At 59.2% G+C, this 25,919-nt stretch carries 22 protein-coding genes and 1 riboswitch; of the genes, 12 read left to right on the top strand and 10 right to left on the bottom strand.

Annotated elements, in window-relative coordinates; translation table 11 throughout:
• Positions 1-13: 13 nt before the first annotated feature.
• The 8 genes from LSG25_RS18425 to LSG25_RS18390 are packed head-to-tail and all read left to right on the top strand — an operon-like array spanning position 14 to position 11,437.
• Complete coding sequence (locus LSG25_RS18425) at positions 14-973, top strand: branched-chain amino acid ABC transporter permease (RefSeq protein ID WP_232742328.1); 960 nt, start codon at positions 14-16, stop codon at positions 971-973.
• Positions 970-2,745 (top strand): ATP-binding cassette domain-containing protein, encoded by a 1,776-nt coding sequence (locus LSG25_RS18420; RefSeq protein WP_232742327.1) that lies wholly within the window; start codon positions 970-972, stop codon positions 2,743-2,745. The genes LSG25_RS18425 and LSG25_RS18420 overlap by 4 nt, the downstream gene beginning before the upstream one ends.
• Entirely contained in the window at positions 2,732-3,439 is a 708-nt protein-coding gene (locus tag LSG25_RS18415) for an ABC transporter ATP-binding protein (RefSeq protein WP_232742326.1), read from the top strand. Before LSG25_RS18420 ends, LSG25_RS18415 begins: the two co-directional genes overlap by 14 nt.
• A 27-nt stretch (positions 3,440-3,466) precedes the next feature.
• On the top strand, positions 3,467-4,705 hold the full coding sequence (locus LSG25_RS18410) for an ABC transporter substrate-binding protein (protein WP_232742325.1): 1,239 nt from the start codon (positions 3,467-3,469) through the stop codon (positions 4,703-4,705).
• 60 nt (positions 4,706-4,765) lie between these two features.
• On the top strand, positions 4,766-5,149 hold the full coding sequence (locus tag LSG25_RS18405) for a carboxymuconolactone decarboxylase family protein (protein WP_232742324.1): 384 nt from the start codon (positions 4,766-4,768) through the stop codon (positions 5,147-5,149).
• 33 nt (positions 5,150-5,182) lie between these two features.
• Entirely contained in the window at positions 5,183-6,661 is a 1,479-nt protein-coding gene (locus LSG25_RS18400) for an aldehyde dehydrogenase (RefSeq protein ID WP_232742323.1), read from the top strand.
• Positions 6,662-6,704: 43 nt separating this feature from the next.
• A complete protein-coding gene (locus LSG25_RS18395; protein ID WP_255696605.1) occupies positions 6,705-7,625 on the top strand; it encodes an NAD(P)-dependent oxidoreductase in 921 nt (306 codons plus the stop codon).
• The gene (locus LSG25_RS18390; protein WP_232742321.1) at positions 7,622-11,437 is read left to right on the top strand and encodes a hydantoinase B/oxoprolinase family protein; all 3,816 of its coding nucleotides are present in this window, start codon (positions 7,622-7,624) and stop codon (positions 11,435-11,437) included. Before LSG25_RS18395 ends, LSG25_RS18390 begins: the two co-directional genes overlap by 4 nt.
• 190 nt (positions 11,438-11,627) lie before the next feature.
• Here the strand turns inward: LSG25_RS18390 and LSG25_RS18385 are convergent, their stop codons facing one another.
• From LSG25_RS18385 to LSG25_RS18340, 10 genes are all read right to left on the bottom strand, one after another.
• Entirely contained in the window at positions 11,628-12,938 is a 1,311-nt protein-coding gene (locus LSG25_RS18385; protein WP_232742320.1) for a TRAP transporter large permease, read from the bottom strand.
• Between the two features lie 20 nt (positions 12,939-12,958).
• On the bottom strand, positions 12,959-13,435 hold the full coding sequence (locus tag LSG25_RS18380) for a TRAP transporter small permease subunit (protein WP_232742319.1): 477 nt from the start codon (positions 13,433-13,435) through the stop codon (positions 12,959-12,961).
• A gap of 20 nt (positions 13,436-13,455) precedes the next feature.
• Complete coding sequence (gene dctP / locus LSG25_RS18375; RefSeq protein WP_232742318.1) at positions 13,456-14,469, bottom strand: TRAP transporter substrate-binding protein DctP; 1,014 nt, start codon at positions 14,467-14,469, stop codon at positions 13,456-13,458.
• Positions 14,470-14,621: 152 nt separating this feature from the next.
• Positions 14,622-15,191 (bottom strand): cob(I)yrinic acid a,c-diamide adenosyltransferase, encoded by a 570-nt coding sequence (locus tag LSG25_RS18370; RefSeq protein ID WP_232742317.1) that lies wholly within the window; start codon positions 15,189-15,191, stop codon positions 14,622-14,624.
• A 52-nt stretch (positions 15,192-15,243) separates the two neighbouring features.
• Positions 15,244-16,140 carry an ArgK/MeaB family GTPase gene (locus LSG25_RS18365; RefSeq protein WP_232742316.1) on the bottom strand — a complete coding sequence of 299 codons (897 nt, stop codon included), beginning with the start codon at positions 16,138-16,140 and terminating at the stop codon, positions 15,244-15,246.
• Positions 16,137-17,264, bottom strand: a complete 1,128-nt coding sequence (locus tag LSG25_RS18360; protein ID WP_232742315.1) for a CaiB/BaiF CoA-transferase family protein — start codon at positions 17,262-17,264, stop codon at positions 16,137-16,139. Before LSG25_RS18360 ends, LSG25_RS18365 begins: the two co-directional genes overlap by 4 nt.
• The gene (locus LSG25_RS18355; protein WP_232742314.1) at positions 17,261-17,677 is read right to left on the bottom strand and encodes a cobalamin B12-binding domain-containing protein; all 417 of its coding nucleotides are present in this window, start codon (positions 17,675-17,677) and stop codon (positions 17,261-17,263) included. The genes LSG25_RS18360 and LSG25_RS18355 overlap by 4 nt, the downstream gene beginning before the upstream one ends.
• The gene (locus LSG25_RS18350) at positions 17,674-19,302 is read right to left on the bottom strand and encodes a methylmalonyl-CoA mutase (RefSeq protein WP_232742313.1); all 1,629 of its coding nucleotides are present in this window, start codon (positions 19,300-19,302) and stop codon (positions 17,674-17,676) included. Before LSG25_RS18350 ends, LSG25_RS18355 begins: the two co-directional genes overlap by 4 nt.
• Complete coding sequence (locus LSG25_RS18345; protein ID WP_232742312.1) at positions 19,299-20,078, bottom strand: enoyl-CoA hydratase/isomerase family protein; 780 nt, start codon at positions 20,076-20,078, stop codon at positions 19,299-19,301. Before LSG25_RS18345 ends, LSG25_RS18350 begins: the two co-directional genes overlap by 4 nt.
• Positions 20,079-20,135: 57 nt before the next feature.
• Positions 20,136-20,870 (bottom strand): IclR family transcriptional regulator, encoded by a 735-nt coding sequence (locus LSG25_RS18340; RefSeq protein ID WP_232742311.1) that lies wholly within the window; start codon positions 20,868-20,870, stop codon positions 20,136-20,138.
• Positions 20,871-21,119: 249 nt separating this feature from the next.
• Positions 21,120-21,292: riboswitch (cobalamin riboswitch) on the top strand.
• A gap of 92 nt (positions 21,293-21,384) precedes the next feature.
• On the opposite strand from LSG25_RS18340, the gene LSG25_RS18335 reads away from it, so the two are divergent.
• The 4 genes from LSG25_RS18335 (at position 21,385) to LSG25_RS18320 (ending at position 25,908) form a co-directional block, all read left to right on the top strand.
• Entirely contained in the window at positions 21,385-23,229 is a 1,845-nt protein-coding gene (locus LSG25_RS18335) for a TonB-dependent receptor domain-containing protein (protein WP_232742310.1), read from the top strand.
• 34 nt (positions 23,230-23,263) lie between these two features.
• A complete protein-coding gene (locus tag LSG25_RS18330) occupies positions 23,264-24,100 on the top strand; it encodes a cobalamin-binding protein (RefSeq protein WP_232742309.1) in 837 nt (278 codons plus the stop codon).
• A 150-nt stretch (positions 24,101-24,250) separates the two neighbouring features.
• Positions 24,251-25,060 carry a bifunctional hydroxymethylpyrimidine kinase/phosphomethylpyrimidine kinase gene (gene thiD, locus LSG25_RS18325; protein WP_232742308.1) on the top strand — a complete coding sequence of 270 codons (810 nt, stop codon included), beginning with the start codon at positions 24,251-24,253 and terminating at the stop codon, positions 25,058-25,060.
• A 167-nt stretch (positions 25,061-25,227) separates the two neighbouring features.
• Positions 25,228-25,908 (top strand): protein-L-isoaspartate O-methyltransferase, encoded by a 681-nt coding sequence (locus tag LSG25_RS18320; RefSeq protein WP_232742307.1) that lies wholly within the window; start codon positions 25,228-25,230, stop codon positions 25,906-25,908.
• Positions 25,909-25,919 lie beyond the last annotated feature (11 nt).

Below are 25,919 nucleotides of genomic sequence, written 5' to 3'. Positions count from 1 at the left end.
AGGAGGCACGCTGATGACTGAGGGATGGATAGTCATTGAGAATATGCTGCAGGCGCTATACAGCGGCATTGTCGTCGGAAGTGTCTACGGTTTAATGTGCGTCGGTCTTGCGCTCATCTTCAGCGTCATGCGGGTCATCAACTTTGCCCAGGGTGAATTCCTCATGCTGGGCATGTATGGGACTCTTCTGGTTTTCACCCAGCTTGGCCTTGGAGCGACGCTCGGCCCTTACATCGGCCCTTATGTTGCGAATTTGATCTCGGCGGTGGCAATGTTCTTCATTGCCAGCTTCCTTTATGAAGTGCTCCTGAGCAGGATCACCGGCCTGCGCGCCAGCGGCACAGAAGGCGACGGGCATTACGCTCAATTGATTCTCACCCTTGGCCTGTCGCTGGTTCTGCAAAACGGCGGGCTGCTCGTCTTCGGCGCAATACCCCAATCGGTCAATACGCCGCTCTCCTCCACGGCCTGGGAAATCGGCCCGCTTCCTGGCGGCATGACACTCTTTCTCAATCAAGCTCGAATGGCCGCGTTCGTCGTTGCCGTCATTGTCATTCTGCTCGTCGCGGCTTTCATTGGCCGCACGCGCCACGGCAAGATACTGCGTGCGGCCGCCGACAACCCTGAAGCGGCTACCTATATGGGCATCCACGTACGCCGGGCACACCGGCTGGCGTTTGGCATAGGCGGGGCGGTTACAGCCGTGGCTGGCGGCCTCATTGCCACGTATTATTCGTTCCAGCCTTATGTAGGCGTGGAGTTCGTCATTATCATGTATGCGGGCGTGGTGCTGGGTGGAATGGGCAGCACCATAGGTGCATTCTGGGGCGGCATGACCATCGGCCTTGTACAGCAGCTTGCAACCCTGATACTGCCGACGCAGTTGCAGAATGCGGCAATCTTCGTCGTCTTCCTGCTTATCATTCTCGTGCGGCCTCAAGGCTTGTTCGGGCGCAGCGTGGAGCGGGCATGAAGGCATCCACGCTCCTGCGCAACAACACCATCATCGTGGGCGCCGGCCTGGCCCTGTACCTGATTGGCGCCCTCCTGCTCAAGAATTCGTACTACCAGCTCATCTTCACGCTCGTCCCGATCTGGGCAATGATGGGTGTAGCCTGGAATATCATTAGCGGCTATTCGGGTCTGGTCTCTTTCGGGCATGCCTCATTTTTCGGTCTAGGGGCATTCGCCGTTACGCTGCTTTTTGTTCACATGGGCATCACGCCGTGGCTGGGTTTGATCGGGGCGGGCGCCATAGGCGCGCTCGCGGGCCTGCTGATTGGAATCCCCACATTCCGCCTGCGCGGCCTTTACTTCGCGTTGGCGATGTTGGCGTATCCCCTTGTCCTGCTCTATGTGTTCGATTGGCTGGGCTTGAACGAAATCACATTGCCGATGCAGCGCGTGGATCCGTGGAAATACATGCAGTTCTCGGACCAACGAGTTTATATTGTGATCGGCGTCGTACTGCTGGCAGGTTCGCTGCTGGTGAATCTATGGGTCGCACGGTCCAGGTTTGGCCTGTCGCTGCTGGCCATCAAGCAAAATGAATTGGCGGCGCAGGCTGCCGGGATCAATCCTTTTGTCTGGAAGCTCAAGGCTCTTGTGCTGTCCGGGGCGATTGCCGGTGTCGCCGGTGGCTTTTATGCTGTCGTCATGCTGATCGTTACGCCCGCAAGTGTATTCGGCATGCTGGTGTCGGCCGAAGCAATGATAGTGACGCTATTTGGCGGAGCCGCCAATATTGCGGGGCCGCTAGTCGGTGCCGTAGTGCTGATTCCACTAGGCGAGATCCTCAACGCGGAGTTCGGCAACCGCTGGCCCGGCATTCAAGGCGTAGTTTACGGACTGGCAATCATTCTGGTCATTCTGATTGCGCCGCAAGGCATACTGCCTAAACTTGCCCATGCATTCCGCCGCAAGCGCAATGGGCCGGCCCGTGCTCCAAACGCCTTCCATGCCGAACCCTACATGCGTAAAGTTCAGGCATGTACTGGAACGCCTATGAGCGATGTGCTCCTCGCAGTGCGCAATCTGTCCAAGTCGTTTGGCGGGGTTGTGGCGGTGAGCGAGGTAAGCTTCGATGTATACCGGGGCGAAATTCTCGGCATCATCGGCCCCAATGGCGCGGGCAAGACAACCTTGTTCAATGTGCTCAATGGTGTGCTTTCACCTACCCAAGGCCAGGTGAGCTTTGAAGGCAAGTCGCTGGAACGCCTGCCCCTGCATGGCATCTGCCGCGCGGGCATTGGGCGAACCTTCCAAGTGGTGCGATTGTTCCCGCGCCTTAGCCTGCTCGACAACATCGTGGTAGGCGCATTTTCCGCCCACCGCAAAGACGCGGCGGCCTATGACGCCGCGCGTACGGCGCTCGTCCGCGTCGGCCTGGCCAGCCATGAGGATGAGGTAGCCACCTCTCTGACAACACTCCAGCTGCGCCTGATGGAACTGGCCCGCTCGATCGTCTCGAGGCCGCGGCTATTGCTGCTGGATGAAATCCTGGCCGGCCTGGGTTCCGAAGAAGTCGAGCATGTGCTCAAGGTAATCGACGACCTGAGGAACAGCGGCATCACCATCGTCATCATCGAACACACCATGCAGGCCATGGTGCGGCTGGCCGACCGCCTGTTGGTGCTGAATCATGGCCGCATGCTCATCTGCGGCAAGCCGGCCTTGGTCACCAGCGATCCCAAAGTCATTGAAGCATACCTCGGAAAACGGTGGGCGACCCATGCTGCGCATTGACAATCTCGCGGTCTCCTATGGCGGCCTGCATGCGCTGTCGGACGTCAGCCTTAGCGTAGGAACAGGTCAGTTCGTGGCCATCGTCGGGCCCAACGGCGCCGGCAAATCCACCCTGTTCAAAGCCATATCGGGCACCGTGCCGCTGGAGGCGGGCGCCATCCTGTTCGAGGGCCAGGACCTGGCAACCGTCCTGGCGGCGGACCGCGCCGCCCTGGGCATTGCCCACGTCCCAGAAGGCCGTCAGGTCTTCAAGAGCATGACGGTGCTCGAAAATCTCGAAATGGGCGCGCAGTCGCGTGCGGCGCGACGCCAATGGCCGCGCTCACGCGACATGATATTCGGTTTATTCCCACAGCTCGCATCGCGGCAAAAGCAATATGCCGGCACGCTCTCCGGCGGCGAGCAGCAAATGGTGGCTATTGGCCGGGGCCTTGCGTCGACGCCCAAGCTCCTGATGCTGGATGAACCCTCGATGGGACTTGCGCCAGCGATCGCCGACCAGATTTTCGAATTGATCGAGCAGATACATAAAGACCACAACCTGACGGTCCTGCTTGTGGAACAACGCGTTGCTGAAGCACTCGAGGCTTGCAGCTATGGCTATGTTCTGGAATCCGGCCGCGTCGCGCTGGAGGGGACTCATGAGATTTTAATGAGAGATGCCAAGGTCAAGCGGGCATATCTTGGGATGTAGCAGGCAAATAACGACTAAGGAGACATCATGAACATCAAGATGACACACGGTTTTGTATTTTGTGCGGCACTGGCCATGGCGGGAACGCTGGGTGCTTCGGCAAACGCCTTTGCGGAGCCGAAACCAGTGAAAGTCGCAGTGATGGTTCCGCTGTCCGGGGCCTGGGCGCGCAGCGGCGAATTTCAGGTCAAAGGAGCGGAGCTGGCGGTCGCCCACATCAATGCCGAGGGCGGCATCAAGGCACTCGGAGGCGCAAAAATGCAGCTCGTCGTGGCTGATTCGGGGGACAGCACCCAGAAGGCCAAGATCGCCGCGCAGCGCCTAGTTGCGCAAGAGCCCGACCTGGTGGGGGGCACCGGTGTGTACGTCAGTTCTTTCACGCTCGCAGTCACCGAAGTAACCGAACGCGCCAAGCTGCCATGGCTGACCCTGTCGTACTCCGAAGCCATCACCAATCGCGGCTACAAATATGTGTTCCAAACCTCGATGCCGGGCGGAGCCCAAGCCGAAAACGCACTGCCGGTGATAGCCCAGGTTGCGAAGAAGGCCACCGGCGCCGCCCCCAAGACGGTGGGCATCATCATGGACAACACAGCCTCCCCGGCCAGTTTTACAAAGCCCATGCGTGAGGGCGGCTTTGCCAAACTCGGCATGAAACTGGTGGTCGACGAAATCTACACGCCGCCGCTGTCGGATGCGACCTCAATGGTGCAAAAGGTCCGCAACGCCAAACCCGACCTGCTGCTGCTCCTGACCACCAACGTGCCCGATTCCAAACTCATTCTTGAAAAGATGAACGAAATGGGCATCGGCAAGGGCAGGATTCCTGTCCTCGCCAGCGGCAGCTCGCTAGGCATGCCGGAACTGCTGAAGGTAATGGGCAAGGATGTGATCAATGGAGTCATGCTCATTTCGGGCAATTGGGGCGGCAAGGGCGAAGAGAAAATCACCGCCGACTGGAAAAAGGCGACGGGCGAGCCATGGATGACCCAGGAAGCAATTTCCAGCTACGGCGACATGTGGATACTGAAAGACGCGCTTGAAAAAGCGGGCTCCGCCGATCGCGAAAAAGTTGCCCAGGCATTGCGTGCGATGGATACCACGGAGGGAGCGGCGCGCTTTTATCCGGGTCATCGCATCAAGTTCGATGCCGAAGGCAGGCGCGTCGGTGCCGACATGGTGCTGGTGCAATGGCAGGACGGGGAACCGAAGACGGTGTATCCGCCGGCGCTGGCAACCGCCTCCGTGATGTGGCCCAAGCATTGAATATTGATTGCAACCACCCTCGCGTGCCGAATAGCCGGCATGCAATACAGGAGTACCGAAATGTCTGATGATGTTTATGAAAGCGGACTGGCCGTTCGCAAAGCAGTGGTCGGTGTCGATTATGTCAACAAGTCGCTGGCCGAAGCCGATGATTTCACCAAGCCCCTGCAAGATCTCGTGACCACCTACTGCTGGGGCGCCGTATGGACCCGCGACGGGCTATCGCGCAAGACACGCAGCCTGCTGAATGTGGTCATGCTTACCGTGCTCAATCGACCGCATGAATTGAAGATACATGTTCGCGGCGCCTTGCGCAACGGCTGCACCCAGGAAGAGATACGCGAAGCCCTGCTGCAAGCCGGCGTATACGGCGGCGTGCCGGCCGCGGTCGACGCCTTTCGCGTCGCCAAGGAAGTGCTCGCCGAACCCGCCCCGGACAAGTAAGACGGCCTCGGCAGACATCGACAGGAGAACATCATGGACCATTACGACTTGTACCTGGACGGCAAGCCTTGCCCACCTTCCACCGGCGAGTATTTTGAATCGTTCGACCCCTACACAGGCCGGCCCTGGGCAATGGTGGCCAAGGGCGGTACGGAAGACGTTGTGCGCGCTATCGAGGCCGCTCACCGGGCCTTTGTAGCACCGAGCTGGCGCGGATTGAGCGCCAGCGCCCGCGGCAATCTACTGCGGCGCCTGGGCGACCTCATTGCCGCCAATGCAGAACGGCTGGGCAGCATCGAAACCCGCGACAACGGCAAACTGCTCGCAGAGATGCTGGGCCAGGTACGCTACATACCCCAGTGGTTCTATTATTACGGCGGGCTGGCCGACAAGATCGAAGGCTCGGTGGTCCCCAACGATAAAACCAAGATGTTCACCTATACCAAGTCTGAACCCCTGGGAGTCGTCGCGGCGATCACACCCTGGAATTCACCTCTTTTGCTGGCTGTATGGAAGCTTGCGCCGGCACTCGCGGCAGGCAACACGGTGGTGTGGAAGCCTTCTGAATTTTCATCTGTCTCCGCGCTCGAATTCGTCAAGCTGTTCGACGAAGCCGGGTTCCCGCCGGGCGTAGTCAACGTGGTTACGGGCTTCGGCGCCGATATCGGCGAAACACTGGTGACTCATCCACTGGTGGCCAAGATCGCCTTCACTGGCGGCGAATCCGCCGGGCAGCGTGTCAACGAGCTGGCCGCGCGCCACTTCAAGCGCATCACGCTGGAACTGGGTGGCAAGTCCCCGAATATCGTCTTTGCCGATGCCAATCTCGACAATGCGGTCAAGGGGGTGATCTCCGGCATCTTCGCGGCCACGGGCCAGACTTGTATTGCCGGCTCGCGTCTTCTGGTGCAGCGCAAGATCCACGACGCCTTCGTCGACAAAGTGGTCGAGTTCGCCGGCACTGCCCGAATCGGCGATCCAAGCAAGCTCGAAACCCAGGTAGGTCCGGTCACCACGCGCCCTCAGTATGACAAGGTCCTGCGCTACATCGAGACGGCCAAGAGCGAAGGCGCCACATGCCTGCTCGGCGGAAGTCCGTCCCGGCGGCCCGAGTGCGGTACCGGCTGGTTTGTGGAGCCCACCATTTTCTCCGGTGTTACACCGGAGATGCAAATCGCACGCGAAGAGGTTTTCGGTCCCGTACTCGCGGTCCTGCCTTTTGAAGACGATGAAGAGGCGGTGCATATCGCCAATAGCCTGCCGTATGGCTTGGCGGCTGGCGTGTGGACCGAGAACATCGGCCGTGCGCTGACCATGGTCGATCGGCTCGAGGCCGGCACGGTCTGGGTCAATACCTATCGCGCGGTCAGCTACATGATGCCTTTCGGCGGCTACAAGCGTTCCGGCCTCGGCCGTGAGAACGGCATGGGCATGATCAATGAATATCTGCAAACCAAGAGTGTCTGGATCGATATGGGCAACGACGTGCCCAATCCCTTCGTGCTGCGATAGACACGAGTGAGCCCCAGAGAGTCGTACAACGGAGACTGAAGCTATGACCTGCATCGGATTTATCGGCCTAGGAAATATGGGGCTTCCCATGGCTACTCGCCTGCGCAACGCCAAGTGCGCCCTGATCGTACAAGACCTGCGCCATCAGCAGGCACTTGCCTTCGCAGGGCCCGAGGCCGCGGCGCGCACCCCAAGGGAGCTTGCCGATCGGGCGGATATCGTGCTGATGAGCCTGCCCACTCCCGCATCGCTGCGCGCGGTGGTCGAAGGAGCGGACGGCCTGGCCCAGGGCCGCCGCGCCAAGCTGGCCATCGATCTGTCCACCACGGGCCCGGCTACCGCAGTGGCCGTGGCCGAGATCCTGCAGCAACGCGGCATGCGCTTCCTGGATGCGCCAGTCAGCGGCGGCGTGTCGGGCGCCGCCAAAGGCACGCTGGCGATCATGGCGTCGGGTGCGCAAGCGGACTTCGAACGCGCCCAGCCTTTCCTGGAGATGCTGGGCCGCGTCTTTCTGGTCGGCGACCGCCCCGGCCAGGGCCAAGCCATGAAGGTGCTCAATAATCTCCTGTCAGCCAACGCCATGGCCGCCACGACGGAAGTCATGGCTTTAGGCGTGAAGGCCGGATTGGACGCCAGCGTCATGCTCGATGTTCTCAATGCCAGCAGCGGCCGCAACACGGCAACCACCGACAAGTTCCCCCGCTCGGTGCTCGATCGCAGCTTCAATTTTGGGTTTCGTGCCGTCTTGCTGAACAAGGACGTGCGTCTGTGCAAAGAGTTCGCCGATGAATACGGCGTACCGTTCACCATCGGCAGAGCGGTCGCCGAAGTGTGGGAAACGGCCGCGACGGAACTTGGCGACCAGGACTTCACCCGCATCGTCGAGCTGGTCGAACGCCGCGCCGGCGTCGTCATCGAAGGCAAAGCGAAGATGCCCGCCACCGCTTCAGAAAAGGCTGAATGAGCATGATTAGCAGAACAGGGACTACGTACCGGGTCGGCGTCGATACGGGCGGAACTTTCACCGATCTCATCGTCCTCGGCGATGACGGCAGCCTGTTCAGGCGCAAGGTACTCTCGACGCCGGAAGATTTTTCGCGTGGCATTCTTGGCGCACTGACCGAAGTCTTCGGCGAATTCAAGCTGAGCGGCGGAGATCTCAATGGCTTTATCCATGGCACGACCGTAGCCACCAACGCCATTCTGGAGGGCACCGGGCCGCAACTGGGCCTGCTTACCACCAAGGGATTCTGCGACGTCCTGGAGATAGGCCGTGGAGGCTGGGGAGCGGATGTGCACGATCTTCGGTGGGTCAAGCCCGCGCCTTTGGTGCAGCGCGCGCATCGCCTGGAAATCGACGAAAGAATGTCGGCGCGCGGCGAAGTGCTGCGCGCTCCGGAACGCGCAGACATTGAACAGGCATTCAAACGCTTGCAGGCCCAGGGGATAAGCAATGTGGCGATATGCCTCATCAATTCTTATGTCGATCCCACCCATGAGCAACTCGTGCAGACTGTAGGCCAGGAGCTCTTCCCCGACATGACGATCTGCCGCTCGACCGAAGTGCTCGGCGAGGCTCGCGAGTATGAGCGCACCAGCACAACCGTCATCAACACCTACCTGATGCCGGTGGTCGACCATTATTTGCGGCAACTCCAGGAGGCCCTCATTTCGATCGCATACCGGGGCGATGTCCTGGTCATGCAGTCGAACGGTGGTCTTATTTCCGCCGAGCTGGCCCGGCAGCGGCCCGTCAACATCGTTGAGTCGGGCCCGGCCGCGGGCGTTCTGGCGGCATGCTACCTGGCACAGCAAACCGGCGAGCGTAATTTGATCGCCTTCGATATGGGCGGCACCACGGCCAAGGCGACGCTGATCGAAAACGGCAAACCGTTTGAATCCTCCGAATATCATGTCGGCGGCGGCATGAGCCACTCTGGAGGCTCGAGCGGCGGACATGTCATCCGCGTGCCATCGATTGAAATCGCCGAGGTCGGCGCCGGCGGCGGCAGCATCGCCTGGCTCGATGCCGGCGGGGCGTTGCGCGTCGGCCCGCGCAGCGCCGGCGCGGCACCCGGCCCGGCATGCTACGACCAGGGCGGCACCGAACCCACCGTCACCGATGCCTACGCCACAATGGGTTATATCAACCCCAATGCAATAGCGGGCGGAGCGAAATCCATCGTGGTCGACTTAGCACGTGAAGCAATTGCCAAGAAAATCGCCCATCCCGCAGGGCTCAGCGTCGAGCAAGCCGCCTACGGCATCTATGCGGTGGCAACGTCGAACATGATACGCGCGGTGCGGGCCGTTTCAGTCGAACGCGGCCGCGATGCCCGCGACTATACCCTCGTCGCCTTCGGCGGCGCCGGGCCCTTGCATGCTGCGGAACTGGGACGCGCGATGGGGCTGAAGCATGTCCTTGTGCCAAACTCCCCCGGACTCTTCAGCGCCCTCGGCCTGCTGATGGCAGATGTGCAGCAGAAAGGCTCGCGAACCGTATTGCAACGCGTCAACGAGATCGATGACGCCGCGGTGGAGCGTCTTAATCAAATCTTCGCGGACCTGCAGGACAGTGCAATGGCCGACCTGTTGCGCGATGACCTCCGGTCAGCCGACATCGTAATCGAGCGCAGCGCAACCATGCAGTATGTCGGCCAGTCGTTCGAACTCTTTATCGACGCGCCCCTGGGCAAGCTGGATAGAAACAGCTTCCATCGGCTTGCCGAAAAATTCTGCGAGGAACACCAGCGCACCTACGGCTATCAAGAGGATCTGACGCATGTGCAGATTGTCAGTCTGCGCATCACCGCCCGCGACATCACCAGAAAAGCCTCTTATGCCGAGGTAGGGCGTCAGAGCATGCAGGAAACGGCAAACGCCGAAACCGTTACCCGCGACGCTTACTTCGGGCCCGATGCCGGCTGGCAGAAAGCCCGGGTGATCCGCCGCAGCGCGCTGCGCACAGGTTCCGTCATTGGGCCGGCCATCGTCGAAGAGCTCGACACCACTATCGTCATTCCTCCTCAGTGCAGTGCTTCGCTGGATGATTTTGGCAACGTCATCATCGCGCTCGATACCGTTGCGGCACAGACCGCGACGAGCGCCGAGACCGCGGAAATCAACGCGATGTCGCTCGAGCTGGTCAAGAACAGCCTCGATTCGATCACCGACAACATGGCGGGCACGCTGGCGCGGACGGCCCGTTCGTTGATTGTCCGCGATTCGCATGATTTTTCCGTTGCCTTATGCAATGCCGAAGGGGAATTGGTCACAGGCGGGGTCGGCATCGCGGTGCATCTGGGATCGATTCCCAATGCACTGATGTCCTTGCCGGCGGAGATTCGCGTGACCTTGGAAGAAGGCGACCTGATCATCATGAACGACCCCTACGCCGGCGGCATGCATCTTCCGGATTTCTTTGTGTTCAAACCGATATTCCTCGACGGAAAGCTCGCCGGCTTTGCGGCAGCGGTGGCCCACATGGCGGACGTGGGCGGCCGGGTGCCCGGAGGCAACGCCGCGGACTCGACCGAGATCTTTCAAGAGGGTATCCGCATCCCCCCCTGCAAGCTGTATGCGCGCGGCATACTCGACCAGAATCTACTCAATGTGATCCGCGCCAACGTGCGGCATCCAGACATCCTCATGGCCGATCTCTATGCCGAGATCGCCGCCTGCAACACCGCCGAAGCCGAGTTCCAGGGCATTGCCCGCCGCCTTGGGGCGGAATTGCTGGGCCACTATATGCACGAGCTGATCGACTATGGGGAGCGCATGGCGCGGGCGGCTCTGCAGGAACTGAAACCAGGGCGCTATTGTTTTGTCGATTACATCGACGATGACGGAGTAGGAGGAGACCCAGTCAGAATCCAGGTCGAGGTGAATGTCAGTCCGGAAGGCATCGCGGTGGATTTCACCGGCACATCGCCGCAAGTGCGTAGTGCCATCAACGCGCCGCTTTCGATTACCCGCACCGCCGTAGCCTTCGTCGTCAAAGCCATCATTGGGCGTGAAATTCCCAACAATTCAGGCTTCCTGCATCTGCTCTCGGTGACTGCGCCCAAAGGCTCGATCGTGAACATGGCCTTTCCTGCCGCCTGTGCCGCGCGTGCAGTCACAGCGTATCGCGTCACCGACGCCCTCTTTGGAGCATTCGCGCCATTGCGCCCCGAACGCGTCCCGGCTGCGGGCGACGGCGGCCCCGCCGTGATCAGTGTCGGCGGTGAGGACCAAGACGGCGTGCCATTTGTTTTCATGGAATTGATCTCGGGCGCATTCGGCGGCAGGCCTGGCCTCGATGGCCTCGAAGGTGTGGCCTCGCCCATAGTCGATGCCCAGAATACCAGTTGCGAACTGATCGAGGCGACCTACCCATTGCGCGTCGAACATTACGGTTTTGTGCCCAATACGGGCGGCGTGGGGCAATTCCGAGGTGGCCTGGCGGTGCGGCGCGATGTACGCTTCCTTGGCCGGCGCGCTGTACTGCAAATCCGTTCCGATCGTGCTGTCATCCGGCCTTGGGGACTAGCTGGCGGGGGTCCGGGCAGTAATTCGAAAAACGCGCTTTTCTCGCAAGACGGCGCAATGCGTGATTTACCATCGAAGATCGTCACGGAAATCGAATCGGGCTCGATGTGGCGCCATGTCACTGCCAGTGGCGGAGGCTGGGGCGATCCCCACAAGCGCACACATGCGGCGATCGATCAAGACCTGCAAGATGGGAAGATGCGCGCTGATGACCCCATTGCGAGGTATGACGATCTTCCCCAGTGAGGTTTGAATGCGCCAACAAATATGGCGGAATGCCATGAACAATTTCGCCGATGCTTTGACAGGAACCATAGCGAAAGACCGTGCGAAGCCTGGCATGATCTTTGTTCACGCTCCCGCAATGGCGCCGCAACCCTTTCTGTTGCACGCCAGGGATCCGCTTTGCGCCAGCGCAGCGGCAGACCCCTGGCGCTCAGCGGATATGTTGCGGCAAAAAGGTGGCCAGATCGGGGAACACTCCGACCAGCAGCAACACGGCCGCCATAATGAAGACATAAGGCATGGTGCCGACAATAATGCGTGTAAGCGGCACATCTTCCACGACGCCTTGAACCACGAACAGGTTCAAGCCCACGGGTGGCGTAATCAAGGCCATCTCCATGTTGATCACCATGATGATGCCAAACCAGATTGGATCCCAGCCGAATGCGAGAATGATGGGGATCAGAATGGGCGCTGTAATCACGATGATCGACAGCGTCTCCATGAAGCAGCCAAGAAAGATCAACAACAGATTGATCGTGATGAATGCGATCCATGGAGGAACACTCAGCTCGGCCACGACTCGGGAAAGCGTGGGTGCGACATTGCTGGTGGTCATGGCATAACCGAAGAGCATTGCACCGCCGATGATCATAAGGACCATGACACTGCCCTTGGCCGTTTCCCGCAGGATGATCACAATCTTGGCCCAGGTCAGCTCGCGATAGATAATGCCCGAAAGCAGCAGGCTGGCCAGGACACCCAGGGCGGCCGCTTCTGTGGGGGTGGCGATGCCCTGATAAATAGTGCCGAGTATCACCCACACCAAAATTGCCACAGGCACGATATGTTTCAGCGCGGCCAGCCGCTCCCGCAGTGTTACCGGCTCATGCGTTGCGGCGGGCATTTTTTTCGCCTCGCGCCTTGCAATCCACACCTGGTAGACAATAAAGCTGCACGCCATGATGATGCCAGGAACAATGCCGGCGATAAACAGCTTCCCGATCGATTCCTGGGCGATGATGCCGTAGACGATCAGCGGGATGCTGGGAGGGATCAGAATGCCCAGCGTTCCCCCCGCCGCAACCGCACCGCAGGCGGTTTCGTCCCGGTAGCCGAAGCGGCGCATCTCGAGCACCGAAAAACGGCCAATCGCCCCCGCTGTGGCCACGCTGGAACCCGATACCGCCGCCATGATCGTACAGGCCAGTGTGGTCGCCACGGTAAGGCCGCCGGGCACCCCTGCCATCAGGGTCGCCAGCGCGCCATACAGCCGGGCTCCCATGCCCGAGGCCGAAATTATGGCCCCCATCAGAATAAAAAGCGGCACCGCGGTCAGTGTAAAACTGGCGATGGAAGACCACAGGGTGGGCGCCACCAGACCCAGTGCATCAAAGCCACCGCCCAGTATCGTAATCGACGCCATTGCGACCGCAATCAGGGCGAAGGCAACTGGAATCCCAATAAGCAACACGACCAGCAATGACACGAACATTGCCAATCCGATCCATAATTCAATCATGCAGAGTCCCTTTTATCGGTCTATCGGCGCCAATGCCGCAAGGTTTGCGTGACCAGCACCGCCAACAGCCAGACCATCCCGATAAAAAAGGACAGATAAGGAATCCACAAACTGATCGACAAAAGGGTGTCCGACACTTCGTGGCTGGTCCAGGCATCCCAAAAAAACTGGAAACTGAGCCAGGCCAGCGTCGCAACAACCAGCAGCATGATCCCATCGGTGACAAAAACGAGTACCCGCCGGGCGGTGGGAGGCATCTTTTGCACCAGCAAGTCGACGCTGACGTGCGCGCCTTCTTTAAGAACGTAGGCAGCCCCCACAAACGTGATGTAGCCCATCAGATAGGTGGTGACCTCGGTGACCCATGAGTTGGTCATCCGGAATAAGGTCCTGGCCAGAACGTCGTACGTGACGAAAATACCGATCAGAAAGGTAGCCACCCCCACGGACATTCCGGAGAGGTCCACAAGCCGGTTGAAAAGGCTACTTTTTTTCACAGGCCGGCACTCGGAGGGAATCATTTGTATAAAGCAAGGACTTCATCGAGCAACGGTGCCGCCGCAGGATTATCTTTCTTGAATTTTGGAAATGCATGCTCCTGGAACAAATCGTGCCAGCGGTTCCAGTCTTCGAGCGTCATTTGCTGAACCTTCACACCATTGTCGGCGAAGATTTTCGTCACCCGCGCATCTTCTTTTTTGGCACCCTCGAGAGCGCCTTGCTCAAGGCTTTTACCGACGTCCGACAGGATCTTCTGTTGCCCTGGGGTCAGCTTATTCCAGGTTTTCATGCTGATGGCAATAGGCTCGATGGTGTAGTAGATGCTGTATTTTTCGGGAGAAACGTAATACTTGCTGACTTCGTAGAGCCGATAGGCTCCAAACGAACTGGATGAAGTCCAGACGGCGTCAAGCAGGCCCAATTGCATGGCGCTGTAGTTTTCCGATGACGGCATGGAAACCGTGCTTGCCTTGGCCTGTTGCAACGCATACGACATGTACTTTCCCGCGGCGCGTACTTTTGCTCCGGCGACATCGGCGGGCGATGCAATGGGTTTCTTCGTCGATGCCACGCCACCGGAAATCTGGATCCAGCTAAGCGTTTTAAAACCGTAGGCTTCGGCTTTGGCTTCCAGCTTCCGCCATGGCTCGCTGGTGCGGAAACGAAACACATCGTCATGAGATTTCCATATTCCCGGCATCAGGATCAGGTTCATCTCGGGAATGGCGCCGGCGGCATAGATATAGGGATAAATGGCAAGATCCACCGTACCGTTTTTCAGGGCGGTGTGGGTATTGCTGGCCTTGACCAGCGATTCTGCCGGGAAAAACTGAATCTTGATTTCGCCTTTGGATCGTTTTTCAACCTCGTGCGCAAACTTGATGCCAGTGGCCACGACATAATCGGATTCAGCCTGCGGCCATTGATGCGCCATTTTCAGGGTGATTGTTTTGGCCGATGCAAGACCCGGCAGGCACAGAGCGGCAGCCATGCCTAAAGCCATAAATAAATTATTGTTTTTCGAGTTCATCCCTGTCTCCTGTTTATGATTTTTGTGCCAACAAATTCAGTATATGGAAAAACTATTCAATTTTATTTTACATTCAGAATGTGAGTTTGGGCAAGGACAAATTTTCGGCCGCCCCGAAGCAAATTCGAAGCAGGGTCGGCCTGGTTGATTGTTTATGTGGCGGAGGGCGAGTTCGACTCGGGCTCACGGCCCCACAGCACGTCGCCACAGCCTTCGGCCTGATTGATAATTCGAGCCAGGACGAAACACAGATCGGAGAGCCGGTTCAAATATTGCCTTACCGGTGGATTGACGGCGGCGCTCCGCCCAAGCGTGACGACTGCGCGCTCCGCCCGACGACAAATGGTGCGCGCCAGATGCGCCAATGCGGCGGCTCGCGACCCGCCGGGCAAAATGAACTCTTTAAGCGGCCCAAGCTTGGCGTTATAGCGGCGAAGATTGCCGTCCAGGTACTCTACGTGCCGCGCGGCTATGACCACATGCCCTGGAATGCACAACTCCGCCCCCAAATCGAACAGATCGTTCTGAACATGCTTGAACAAAGCGTCCAAGCCCTCGGGCAGCGGTTCTGTGCGCAACAAACCGATCATGCTGTTGAGTTCGTCCACGCTGCCCATGGCTTCGATGCGTGGCGCATCTTTATCGACACGGCTTCCATCTCCCAGGCCGGTAGTGCCCGCATCGCCGGTGCGAGTCGCAATGATAGAAAGACGAGTTGCCATTTTTTTCGATTCCTTAAAATTTAAACGCCCGCAATGCGCCGATTCTGCCTGCTCACAGGCTTTTCCCAAGCCCATCGAGCACGGTCCGGTACTGTTCAACCAGCGACGATCCCAGGCAGGAGGGCGGCAGTTGATCAACGACGCGCGCGGCCTCCCGCTCCACAAGCCGCCGGATTCGATAACGGGCTCGCTCATGGAGAAGTTTCTCACGCACGCCATCTTGCTCGAGCAATCGACAATGCCGATCGATTTCGGCGGATAGATTCCGGATGCTCTCCGAGTCATCCGCCGCGGTAAGGAGCACCTGGGGAGTCCATCCCTTCAGTATGCGCTTGCTCATGCCGACGATGCGCTTGACATCCGCCGCCATTTTTCGCGCCCCCGGCAAATCGGATTTATTCACCACGACAATGTCCGCCATCTCCATGATGCCGGCCTTCATGGCCTGAATCACATCGCCGCTATCCGGCAGCAATACAAGTACCAGGGTGTCGACCTGCGGACGAACAGCGTATTCGGCCTGCCCCACCCCGACAGTCTCGATCATCACTTCATCGAATTCAAAGGCATCCATGACTGCCATGAGTTCCGGCAGATTGTCGGTGAGTCCGTCCGTTGCCGAGCGCGAGCCGAAAGAACGGATGTAAAGATCGCTTATCCCGGCCAATTCGTCCATGCGAATACGGTCGCCAAGAATAGCCCCGCCCGATTTCGGACTGGTGGGATCGATAGCCAATATACCAAGTCGTATACCTTCGGACCGTATTTGCGCAAGACGGCCGACCAGGCTGCTTTTCCCCGCGCCGGGCGGCCCGGTAAAACCAATACGGCGTGCCGTGTGCGTGAGGCACGCCCCACTGTCGGCCGCGAGGGCATCGTTGACCGTGGCATTAGCCAGGCGCGTCAGGGTCAGGCCAAGAGACCGGCGGTCGAGATCGGCTCGCTTCAACGCCCTTCCCCCGAAAGAATGTCGCCGCGATGCTCGTCGAGCAGCGGCGGCATGACATATTCCGGTTCCGAATCGCTGAACTTGATGGGGCTTCCGATTGCCCGCAGCCGCTCGCTGCCATCGCCCAGTTGAACGATAAGATTGCGGTACAGGGTAAGGTCATTGTCAAGGGCGTCGCTCAGGGTACCGATCTCGGCGACCACAATTCCAAGCGGGGCCAGGCGCCTGACCCAGTCGCCGGCCGACGCCGTCAGCATGACTGCGCTGATGTCGGCAACAACAAGCTCACGATTTTGGCGGCGGCCCGACATGGTGGCAAAGCGCGGATCGGTCAGCCATTCGTCCTTCCCGAGTTCAACGCAGAATTTCTGCCAGAACTTGTCATGAGTGATGAACAGGGTGAGCCAGCCATCGGCCGATTTGAAAATCTGCGCCGGGACAATGTAAGGGTGCGAGGAGTTCGCCAGACGCTCCTGGCGCTCTCCGGCATTGAGCGTGGCGCCGGCCAGATAATTCAATTGCGACAGCATGACATCGTACATGGCGACATCGACCTGCCCGCCTTTGCCATGAATGATTTTTGCCAGGAGGCCCAGCGCGGCCATTATGCCGGCGGAATTGTCGACTGCCGAGTAACCCGTCTTGGTGGGAGCCGAATCCGGATCTCCGGTCAGAGCCATAATGCCGGTCATGGCCTGGATTACGTAGTCGTACGCCGGCCTTTCGGCGTAGGGGCCTTCGAGCCCATAGCCGGTCAGGGCCACGCAGACCAGGCTTTCGTTCCAGACTTTCAGCGACTCGTAGGTCAGGCCCAGCTTCTTGATTGCGCTGGGCCGAAGATTGGTGATCAACGCCTGGGACGTCTTAAGAATCCCGCCCAGCGCGGCCTTCCCAAAATCGCTGGCGAGGTCCAGGACAATACTTTTCTTGTTGCGATTCAGGCTGGCAAAGTAAGCATTGTGCAGGCCAATCTGGTGAGGACTGATGCGCCTGCCAATGTCGCCGTCCTTGGGCTCGACCTTGATGATCTCGGCGCCAAGGTCCGCCAGCAACAGCCCGCAGTAAGGGCCGGCCAGCATGTGGCCGATTTCAACGATCCGTATGCCTTCCAGGGGCCTGTTCATGACAATGCCCGGGCCAATGAAGCAACGACATCGTCAAGAGGCATATCGCTTGTATAGACGCCGGTCACTCCCAGCGATCGCAATTGCTGCTGGTCTTCCGCCGGAATCGTGCCGCCCACGAATACCTTGATATCGCTGGCATTGAGGTCTTTCAATCTGGCGAATACGTCCTCGACGAGTTCCTTGTGGCTACCCGACAGTATGCTCAGCCCCACCGCATCGACGCCTTCATCCACGGCGACGCGCGCAATTTCCTGGGGGCTGCGGCGCAAACCCGTATAGATTACCTCGGCTCCCGCATCGCGCAGCGTGAGCGCGATGATCTTTGCACCAATGTCGTGCCCATCCAGCCCAGGCTTTCCAACCAGGATACGTTTACCCAGCAATGGGCGCTTGGTATCGAGTGCGTTCATAGATTTACCGGCTCCTTGAATTCGCCCCACTGTTTCTTCAGTGTGGAAACCATCTCGCCCACCGTCGCGTAGGCATGGCAACAATCGACCAGATACGGCATGAGGTTCTCCGTATCATTTGCAGCGGCCGTGGCCAGCCTGGCCAGCGTGGTATCGACGGCGTTCTGGCTGCGCGTATCCAGCACTTTCTGGAATTTTTCCAGCGCGCGTTTCGCTACGCTGTCATCGAGGCGGAAAATCTCATTGACGCCGGCCTGCTCGCCTTCCCGGCGGAAATGATTCTGGCCGACGATGACGCTTTCGCCCGAATCGGCCTTCTGCTTGCGCTCCAGCCCGCGCTGCGCCAGCCTTAATTGCAGCCAGCCGTCTTCGATGGCGGGAATGACCCCGCCATAAGCTTCTATCTCGTTCATCACGTTGACAATGGCTTCTTCCATCCTGTCGGTGTGCTGCTCCAGGAAGTAGCTGCCGCCCAGCGGATCGACCGTACGGGCAATCCCCGTTTCGTAGGCGATCATTTGTTGCGTGCGCACGGCAATTTCAGCGGAGAACTCAGTGGGGATCTGAAAGGCTTCATCGAAAGCGCACGTAAATATGGATTGCGCCCCGCCCATTACCGCCGCCATGGTTTCAACCGCCACACGCACGATATTGTTATAGGGCTGCGGAGCTACCAGGGAAGACCCGCCGCACACAACGCCAAACCGGAAATGCTGGGCTTTGGGATCCTTGACGCCATAGCGTTCCTTCATCAGTTTTGCCCACAGCCGGCGGCCTGCGCGGAACTTCGCTATTTCGTCGAAGAAATCCATGTGCACATAAAAGAAGAACGACAGGCGCTTGGCGAATTTTTCGACATCCCCTCCACGGCTCTGCAGCTCGTCGACATAAGCCAGGCCGTTGGCCAGCGTGTAGGCCATTTCCTCGACGGCGGTCGCCCCCGCGTCGCGCACATGGGCGCCGGCAATACTGATCGCGTTGAAACGCGGGGACACGTCGTTGGAATACAGGATGGAATCCGCGATGAGACGCATGGACGGCCGGACGGGGAATATCCAGGTGCCTCGCGCCACGTATTCCTTCAGGATGTCATTCTGAATGGTGCCGGTAAGTTTTTCACGCGCCACACCTTGCTTGTCGGCCACCGCAAGATACATGGCGTAGATGATGGCCGCCGTGCCATTGATGGTGAAGGAGGTCGAGATGCGCGATAAGTCTATCCCCTGGAAAAGAATCTCGGCTTCGCTCAGGTTGGATAGAGACACCCCGACTTTTCCGATTTCCGGCCGAGCCATGGAATCCGTCGGGTCAAAGCCGCATTGCGTCGGCAAATCGAGCGCAACGGATAAGCCCGTTTGACCTTGGGCCAACAAGAACTTGTAGCGCTCGTTCGACTCTTCGGCGGTGCCGAATCCGGAGTATTGCCGGATGGTCCACAACCTTCCCTGGTAGCCGTCCGGGAATATGCCCCGGGTAAAAGGATATTCCCCGGGCTTGCCAATATTTTCCGGGTGCACTGCCGAGGCATCCACTTGCGTGGGCACTTCAATACCCGCCGGGCTGGACAGCCCGACTGCCGGCGGCGCGAGTGCGCCCGCGTTCGATGTGGTTCCGTCTCGCGTCATTTCTTGCCCTTGGAAAGTATGTGGTCCGCTGCCTGCCAGTGATCGTCGTGAGTCCAGCTGGCGATCAAATGGCGCTGTTCGGCGTCGCGACGCTCGGTATAGGAGCGCCCCGTGCGCCAGGCATTTGCCTGTTCCTTGAGCGACCGCAAGATCAGACCGGAACGTTGAAGCAGGGGCTGGAGGAACTCCCGAACGTCCTGGCCTTCGGGCCCGTCGGTAATCACGGCATCGGCCAGACCCCAGTCGAGTGCCATTTCGGCATGGATCATTTCGCATCGCGACATCATGCGCAGCGCCCGGGAGGCCCCCACCAGACTGCATAAATCGGTGCCTCCGCCCCACGCCGGCGTAATGGCAAGCCTGGCATGGATAAAGCCAATGCGGGCTGGAGCGGAGATCATGCGCATATCGCAGGCCAGGGCAAGCTCGGCCCCGCCGCCGATGGCATCGCCATTCAGATAGGCGATCACGGGGGTTTTGCAGTTGCGCACGGAATCCAGCGCGCCGCGCGCTTCGCTGCTCATGGCCCGGGTTGCCTCCGGCGTGCGTACCGACGACAAATCGACGAGATCGCCTCCCGCCGCGAAATAGCGTTCGCCCGCTCCCTGTATGACAATGAACCGGGTATCGGCATCGTCGCCATAGCGCGTCACCGTATTCGATAACTCTTCAAGTACCGAGCGCGAGAGCGCATTGTGCTTGCCGGCGCGATTGATCGTCAGCCAAATCTGGCCGCCGCCGCGGTCAGTAACGAGTATGTCTTTGTTGCTTTCCATTGAGTATGCACTTCCGGTCTATGCCGTTTGACTACGCGATCATCAAAAATTGCGGTATCAGAGCTTGATATTCTGGATGCACGACAACAACTGCGCCGGAATGTCGCCCGCCTTTTGTTCCATCCGGTTAAGCGGCCCCGCAACGGCCACCGCCAGCGTCATGGAACCCCGTTGCAAGGGAGCCGCAATCGCCATCACCTCGTCCACGTTCTCGCCTCGCGTAATGCTGTAGCCCCTGTCACGGCTTGCATCGAGATCGGCCATCAGTTTCTTTGCCGAGGTAATGGTTTGATCGGTTGCCTGAGCCAACTCGCGCGAACCCAGCCAATTGCGCAGCTCTGTTTCAGGCATCAGGCTCAGCATTACCTTGCCGATGGAACTTGAGTGCAAAGGCTTGAAGTCGCCGGCCCGCGATGAGTAGCGGATAGTCTGCTGGCTTTCGACGACCAGCAGATACAACACGCGGTCATCCTGGCGCGTGCCGAGAATGACGGTTTCATTCGTTGCATCGCGCAAAGCCGTAAGCGCCGGGAGGCAGCGCGTGGCAATAGGATCATTGGCGTTGATTTCGCGAGCCATGTCCCATAGGCGCCGCGTTGGATAGGTTTCACGCGCGGACAGGAAATATAAAAGGCCATACTGTTCCAGGGAATGAACGACGCTGTGGCAGGTCGACAATGGGATGCTGGCCAAATGTGAGATTTCGGAGAGCGTCAATGGCCTGCCGGCGGCGCGAAAAGCCTCCAGCATGTCGAAAGGTCGGAGGGCGGAGCGGCTAGGGTTGGCGATCATGGAGTATTTACCTGTTGAAAGAATGGAAATAGATGGGGCCAAAAGCCATTGCGTGTTTCATTGGCTCTAGATTACATCCGATACGGTAATTTCACAATAATGAATTAATATCTATTAATATTCCAAATAAAGAATTAGAATATATTTAGCCACTTAAAGCCCACTATTTTTCCCATATAAGGAGCGCCAACAAGCACGTTGTAGTCTTGTGCTACATTTTCACCCTGAAAGAGGTGCTTTCGGAGCAGCAACACAACATCTTGACGAAGCCAGTACAAGAGCTGCCCTGCGAAAGTTAAACGGGAAACAGACTGCATGCTCCGCCCCCACAGGGCGGCGCGCGCACAAACTGTGCTGCCCCCGCAACGGTAAACATGCCCAGGCATGCCAGCCCGACACCGGCCCCGATCACGGCATTTAGCTCATTCGCCCGCTGCGCAAAAACGCGGCAAGTGGAATGATTTGTTCACCCATCAATAACGTGCGGGGACGCGCGTTATGTTCAGGCCACATAATGGAACTCAAACTCTCCCGGCGGACACTCGCCATTCTTTCCTGCTTTTCGCCCTTTGCCGCCTCGGCTCAGTCCACTCCCCCAGTACCCCAGCTCGGCAATATCGTCGTAACGGCCAGCCGCTCTGCGCAGCTGGAAAGAAACGTACTGGGCGACGTCACAGTGATCGATCACAATGAACTGCAACAAGCCGGCCAGAGCAGTGTGGCTGAAGTCCTGGCGCGACAGCCTGGTATCGAGTTCTACAATAACGGCGGCCCGCAAACCAATACCGGAGTATTTTTACGCGGGACCAACAGCAATCAGACCCTGGTCTTGGTCGACGGCCTGCGCATCAACGGCTCGACGACGGGTAGCGTCAACTGGAACACCATCGATCCCGCGACGATAGATCACATCGAGATCGTCCGGGGCGCCGCAAGCAGCCTCTACGGATCGGACGCCATTGGCGGCGTAATCAACATCATCACGAAAAAATCGGGCGAAGACCGCCCGCTCAGCGTATACGGCAATATCGGCTACGGCACCTACGATACGTTCAAATCCAGCCTGGGCTTTTCCGGGGCCAGCGATGGCTGGGACTACAGCCTGTCATCGAGCATGGCGGAAAGCAGCGGCTTCAATGCAACCACTGCCTCGAATTTCTCGTACAACAAAGATGCGGACGGCTATTCGCAGCACACCCTGGCGGGATCGCTGGGATATCGCTGGCGGCCAGGACATCATATCGGCATTACCGCCTATAACGGCTATATCCGCGGCGATTACGATGCGGGCGGCATCAGTCCCGCCTATGCCATTACCCGCCAGCAAATCTACTCCCTGACCAGCACCGATGACGTCACCGATTACTGGCAAAGCGTCTTGCGTTTCGGCTTCAGCCGGGATCAAGGAGACGACCGGGCCTATCAGTCTATCTATGGCAGCCTGCAGCGCTCGTATTCGTGGCAAAACAACTTTCAACTAAGCAAAAACCAGCGCCTGTCGCTCATACTCGAACGCCTCGAAGAAAGAGCCATAGCCTCTACCGCCTATTCGGCCGATGCACGCAATACCAACGCCGCCGGGCTGGTTTATCGCGGCGATTTTGGACGCAACCATGTTCAGGCCAGCGTCCGCAACGACAATATATCGGGCTACGGCAACGAAACCACCGGCGGACTGGCATACGATTTTGACCTCAGCGACCAGTGGCGAGTGGGTGTGGCGGGCAACACGGGCTTCAAGGCGCCCACCTTTGCCGACCTGTATACCCCCATGGCCTTCGGCTATCAGGGCAACCCGAACCTCAAACCCGAGAAGTCCAGGAATATCGAAGCGAGCCTTCGCTATGAAACCGACACCACTCGCCTAAGCGTGGTGGCCTATCAAAACAAGGTCCGCGACCTGATCAACGGTTATGTATGCCCGGCCGACTCGGCATTCTGCACCGCTGAAAATATTGATTCGGCCACCATCCGCGGCGTAACGCTCTCGGGCCAGCGGCGCTTTGGCAATACCACGGTCCGGGCCAGCGCCGACTTCCAGAACCCGAAAAACGACGCCGACAGCAATCAGTTGCCCTGGCGTGCGCGGCAGATCTACCGGGCCAGCGCCGATCAGCGCATCGGGCAGTGGACGCTCGGCACCGAATACATGTTTGTCGGAAAACGCTACGATAACGCGGCCAACACCACCCCTCTGGGCGGCTACAGCCTTTGGAACCTGACGGCGAACTATGAATTCAATCGACACTTCACCGTGCAGCTCCGCTGGAACAATGTGCTGAACAAAGACTACGCCAATGCCTATGCTTACAACACGCCGGGCTCCAATGTGTTCGTCAATCTTGCCTGGCGCATGTAGCTGGCTGCGGCCTTGCGTGCTGGCGCTTTGCAGCATGGCGTTCGCAGCCCGGGCTGCCACCGGCACCCCGCAAGCACCGCAGAGCATCGGCGCAATATCCCCCCGACCGGCGATGCGGGCTATTACGCTTGCGCCGCACCTGACTGAGCTGATGTACGCGGCGGGCGCCGGCAACAGAATCGTCGCCACCGTGACCAGCAGCGATTACCCCGCCAGCGCCAAACTCATACCAAGGATAGGCAACGGTTTGAGCGTCAACATCGAACAGGTCCTGGCCCTCAAGCCCGATATCGTATTGGCGTGGCAGCCATCGGGAGCGGCCCAGACTCTCGCCCCTACGCTCGCGGCGCTGCATATCCCGCTGATTTACATGGCTCCCCGGCAATTGCAGGATATTCCCGCGGACATCGTGAAGCTCGGTGAACTGTTCGGCACCCAGGCCAGTGCCAGGCCTCAGGCGGCCGCATTGAGCCGGCGGCTTGCCGCGTTGGCGGCAAAGTATTCGGGGCGCCGCGTCGTTTCGGCATTCATCGAGGTTGGAACGGCACCGCTCTACACGATAGGGCACGATCCCCTGATCAACGACACCCTGCGGCTGTGCGGCGGGGTGAATGTCTATGCGCATACCGCGCTGGCAGCACCCCAGATCAGCGTCGAAAATGTGCTGGTCAAGCAGCCGGATGTCATCATCACCGCGGCGTCCCAGCCCACAAGCCAGGCACAGCGGCTTGCGTATTGGTCGCGCTTGCGATTGCCGGCCGCACTCAAGCATCATGTTTACGCGATCGACCCCGATGAACTGTTCAGGCCCGGGCCACGCCTTATCGCCGCCGGCGAAAAGCTGTGCCGGGAGCTGGATTGGGCTCGCTGAGGCTCCCTGTCCCGCGCCTTCCCGATTCAAAGCCATCTTGCCGCTGCCGTACGCCACGGCGGTAAATCGTTTATTCTCTCAGCCTTGACGCGGCAGCGCGGCTCGCCCGGCCACGGAATGCCCGATTCCTAATCCAGATAAGCAAACCACATGATCCCCAATACGCTCACCATCGCCGGCGTAGACCCCTCCGGAGGCGCCGGCATACTGGCCGACATCAAAACCATGAGTGCCCTGGGGGCCTATGGCATGGCGGTCGTGGCCGCGCTGACCGCACAAAATACCCGGACGGTTGCCGGCATTTTGCCGATCCCGCCCGCTTTCGTCGCCGAGCAAATCGACACACTATTCGCCGATGTACGCGTGGATGCCGTGAAAATCGGCATGCTGGGCCAACAAGCCGTGATACGGGCCGTCGCCGAACGGCTTGCCCATTGGCAGCCGGGACATCTGGTCATCGACCCTGTCATGGTAGCCAAAAGCGGCGATCACCTGCTGGAGCGCCAAGCGATCCACGAACTGCGCGACAATCTGCTGCCGCTGGCCACGATACTCACACCCAATCTCCCGGAAGCGGGGGTATTGCTTGGCTCCAGTGCGGTGGAAAGCCTGAAGGAAATGCGCAGGGTCGCGGAAAAGCTGCGGCGGCTGCTCAACGACCGCGGCGAGCGCTGGGTATTCCTGAAAGGCGGCCATTTGCCGGGCGATGACACCATCGATATCCTGTACGATGGCGATCGCCTGATCGAATTGCCGGGACAGCGCATCGACACACCCAATACCCATGGAACCGGCTGCACCCTGTCGGCCGCTCTTGCCGCGCTCCTGCCCCAGGCAAACGATGTGCCCGAGGCGGCGCGGCGCGCCAAAGCGTATCTCGTCGCGGCCATCGCCAAGTCCTCGGCCCTGGCCGTCGGCAAGGGGCACGGACCCGTTCATCACTTCCATGAATGGTGGTAGCCCTATAATGCGCAGCACAGCCCTCGTCCCAGACGCCGGGGGCCGGGCCCGCCGCCCGTCGATTCGCCCCAATGCCCCGCGCTTTATTCAATTTTCCCGGCATCGGGCAATGACGGCAGCGAATTAGTACAATACCGTACCTTTGATCAGCCTTGCATGCCTAGCCTATGAACGTTACAGCCCCCTCCGAAATTGAACTCGCTCGCTTCAATATGATCGAGCAACAAATCCGGCCATGGGAGGTATTGGATTCCCGCGTCCTGGAAGGGTTGTTTGCAATCCGGCGCGAACGCTTCGTTCCTCCGGCCATGCAGGGCCTGGCTTTTTCAGACGTCGAACTGCCGCTGGAAATCAATTCGGTCAACACACGGGAAACCATGCTCTGCCCCAAGGTCGAAGCACGCCTGGCCCAGGAACTGCAGCTCAAGCCCAGCGATTGCGTGCTCGAAATCGGCACCGGCTCGGGCTATCAGGCAGCCCTGCTGGGATATCTCGCCCAACAGGTAACCAGTATCGAAATCAATAGCCGCCTGGCCGCCTTCGCGCAGCAAAACCTGCAGCGTAACCACGTTACCAATGTCAAGGTCGAAACGGGCGACGGGCATGCCGGATGGGGCACTACCGAATACGACGCGATCCTGGTCACCGGTTCGGTTCCCACCGTGCCCGACGCGCTCAAGTACCAATTGTGCATCGGCGGACGCATGGTGGTTGTGGTTGGCCAGTCGCCCATCATGACAGCCTGCCGCATCACGCGCACCAGCGCCGCCAGCTTCGATACCGTGGGCATTTTCGATACCGTCATCAAGCCTCTGCGCGGTGTATCGGTATCTCAGTTCAAGTTCTAGCCGAACCAGGC

Origin of the sequence: Paralcaligenes sp. KSB-10, assembly GCF_021266465.1 — a bacterium.
Classification (GTDB): Bacteria; Pseudomonadota; Gammaproteobacteria; order Burkholderiales; family Burkholderiaceae_B.
This window is presented reverse-complemented; position numbering and strand designations above follow the sequence as displayed.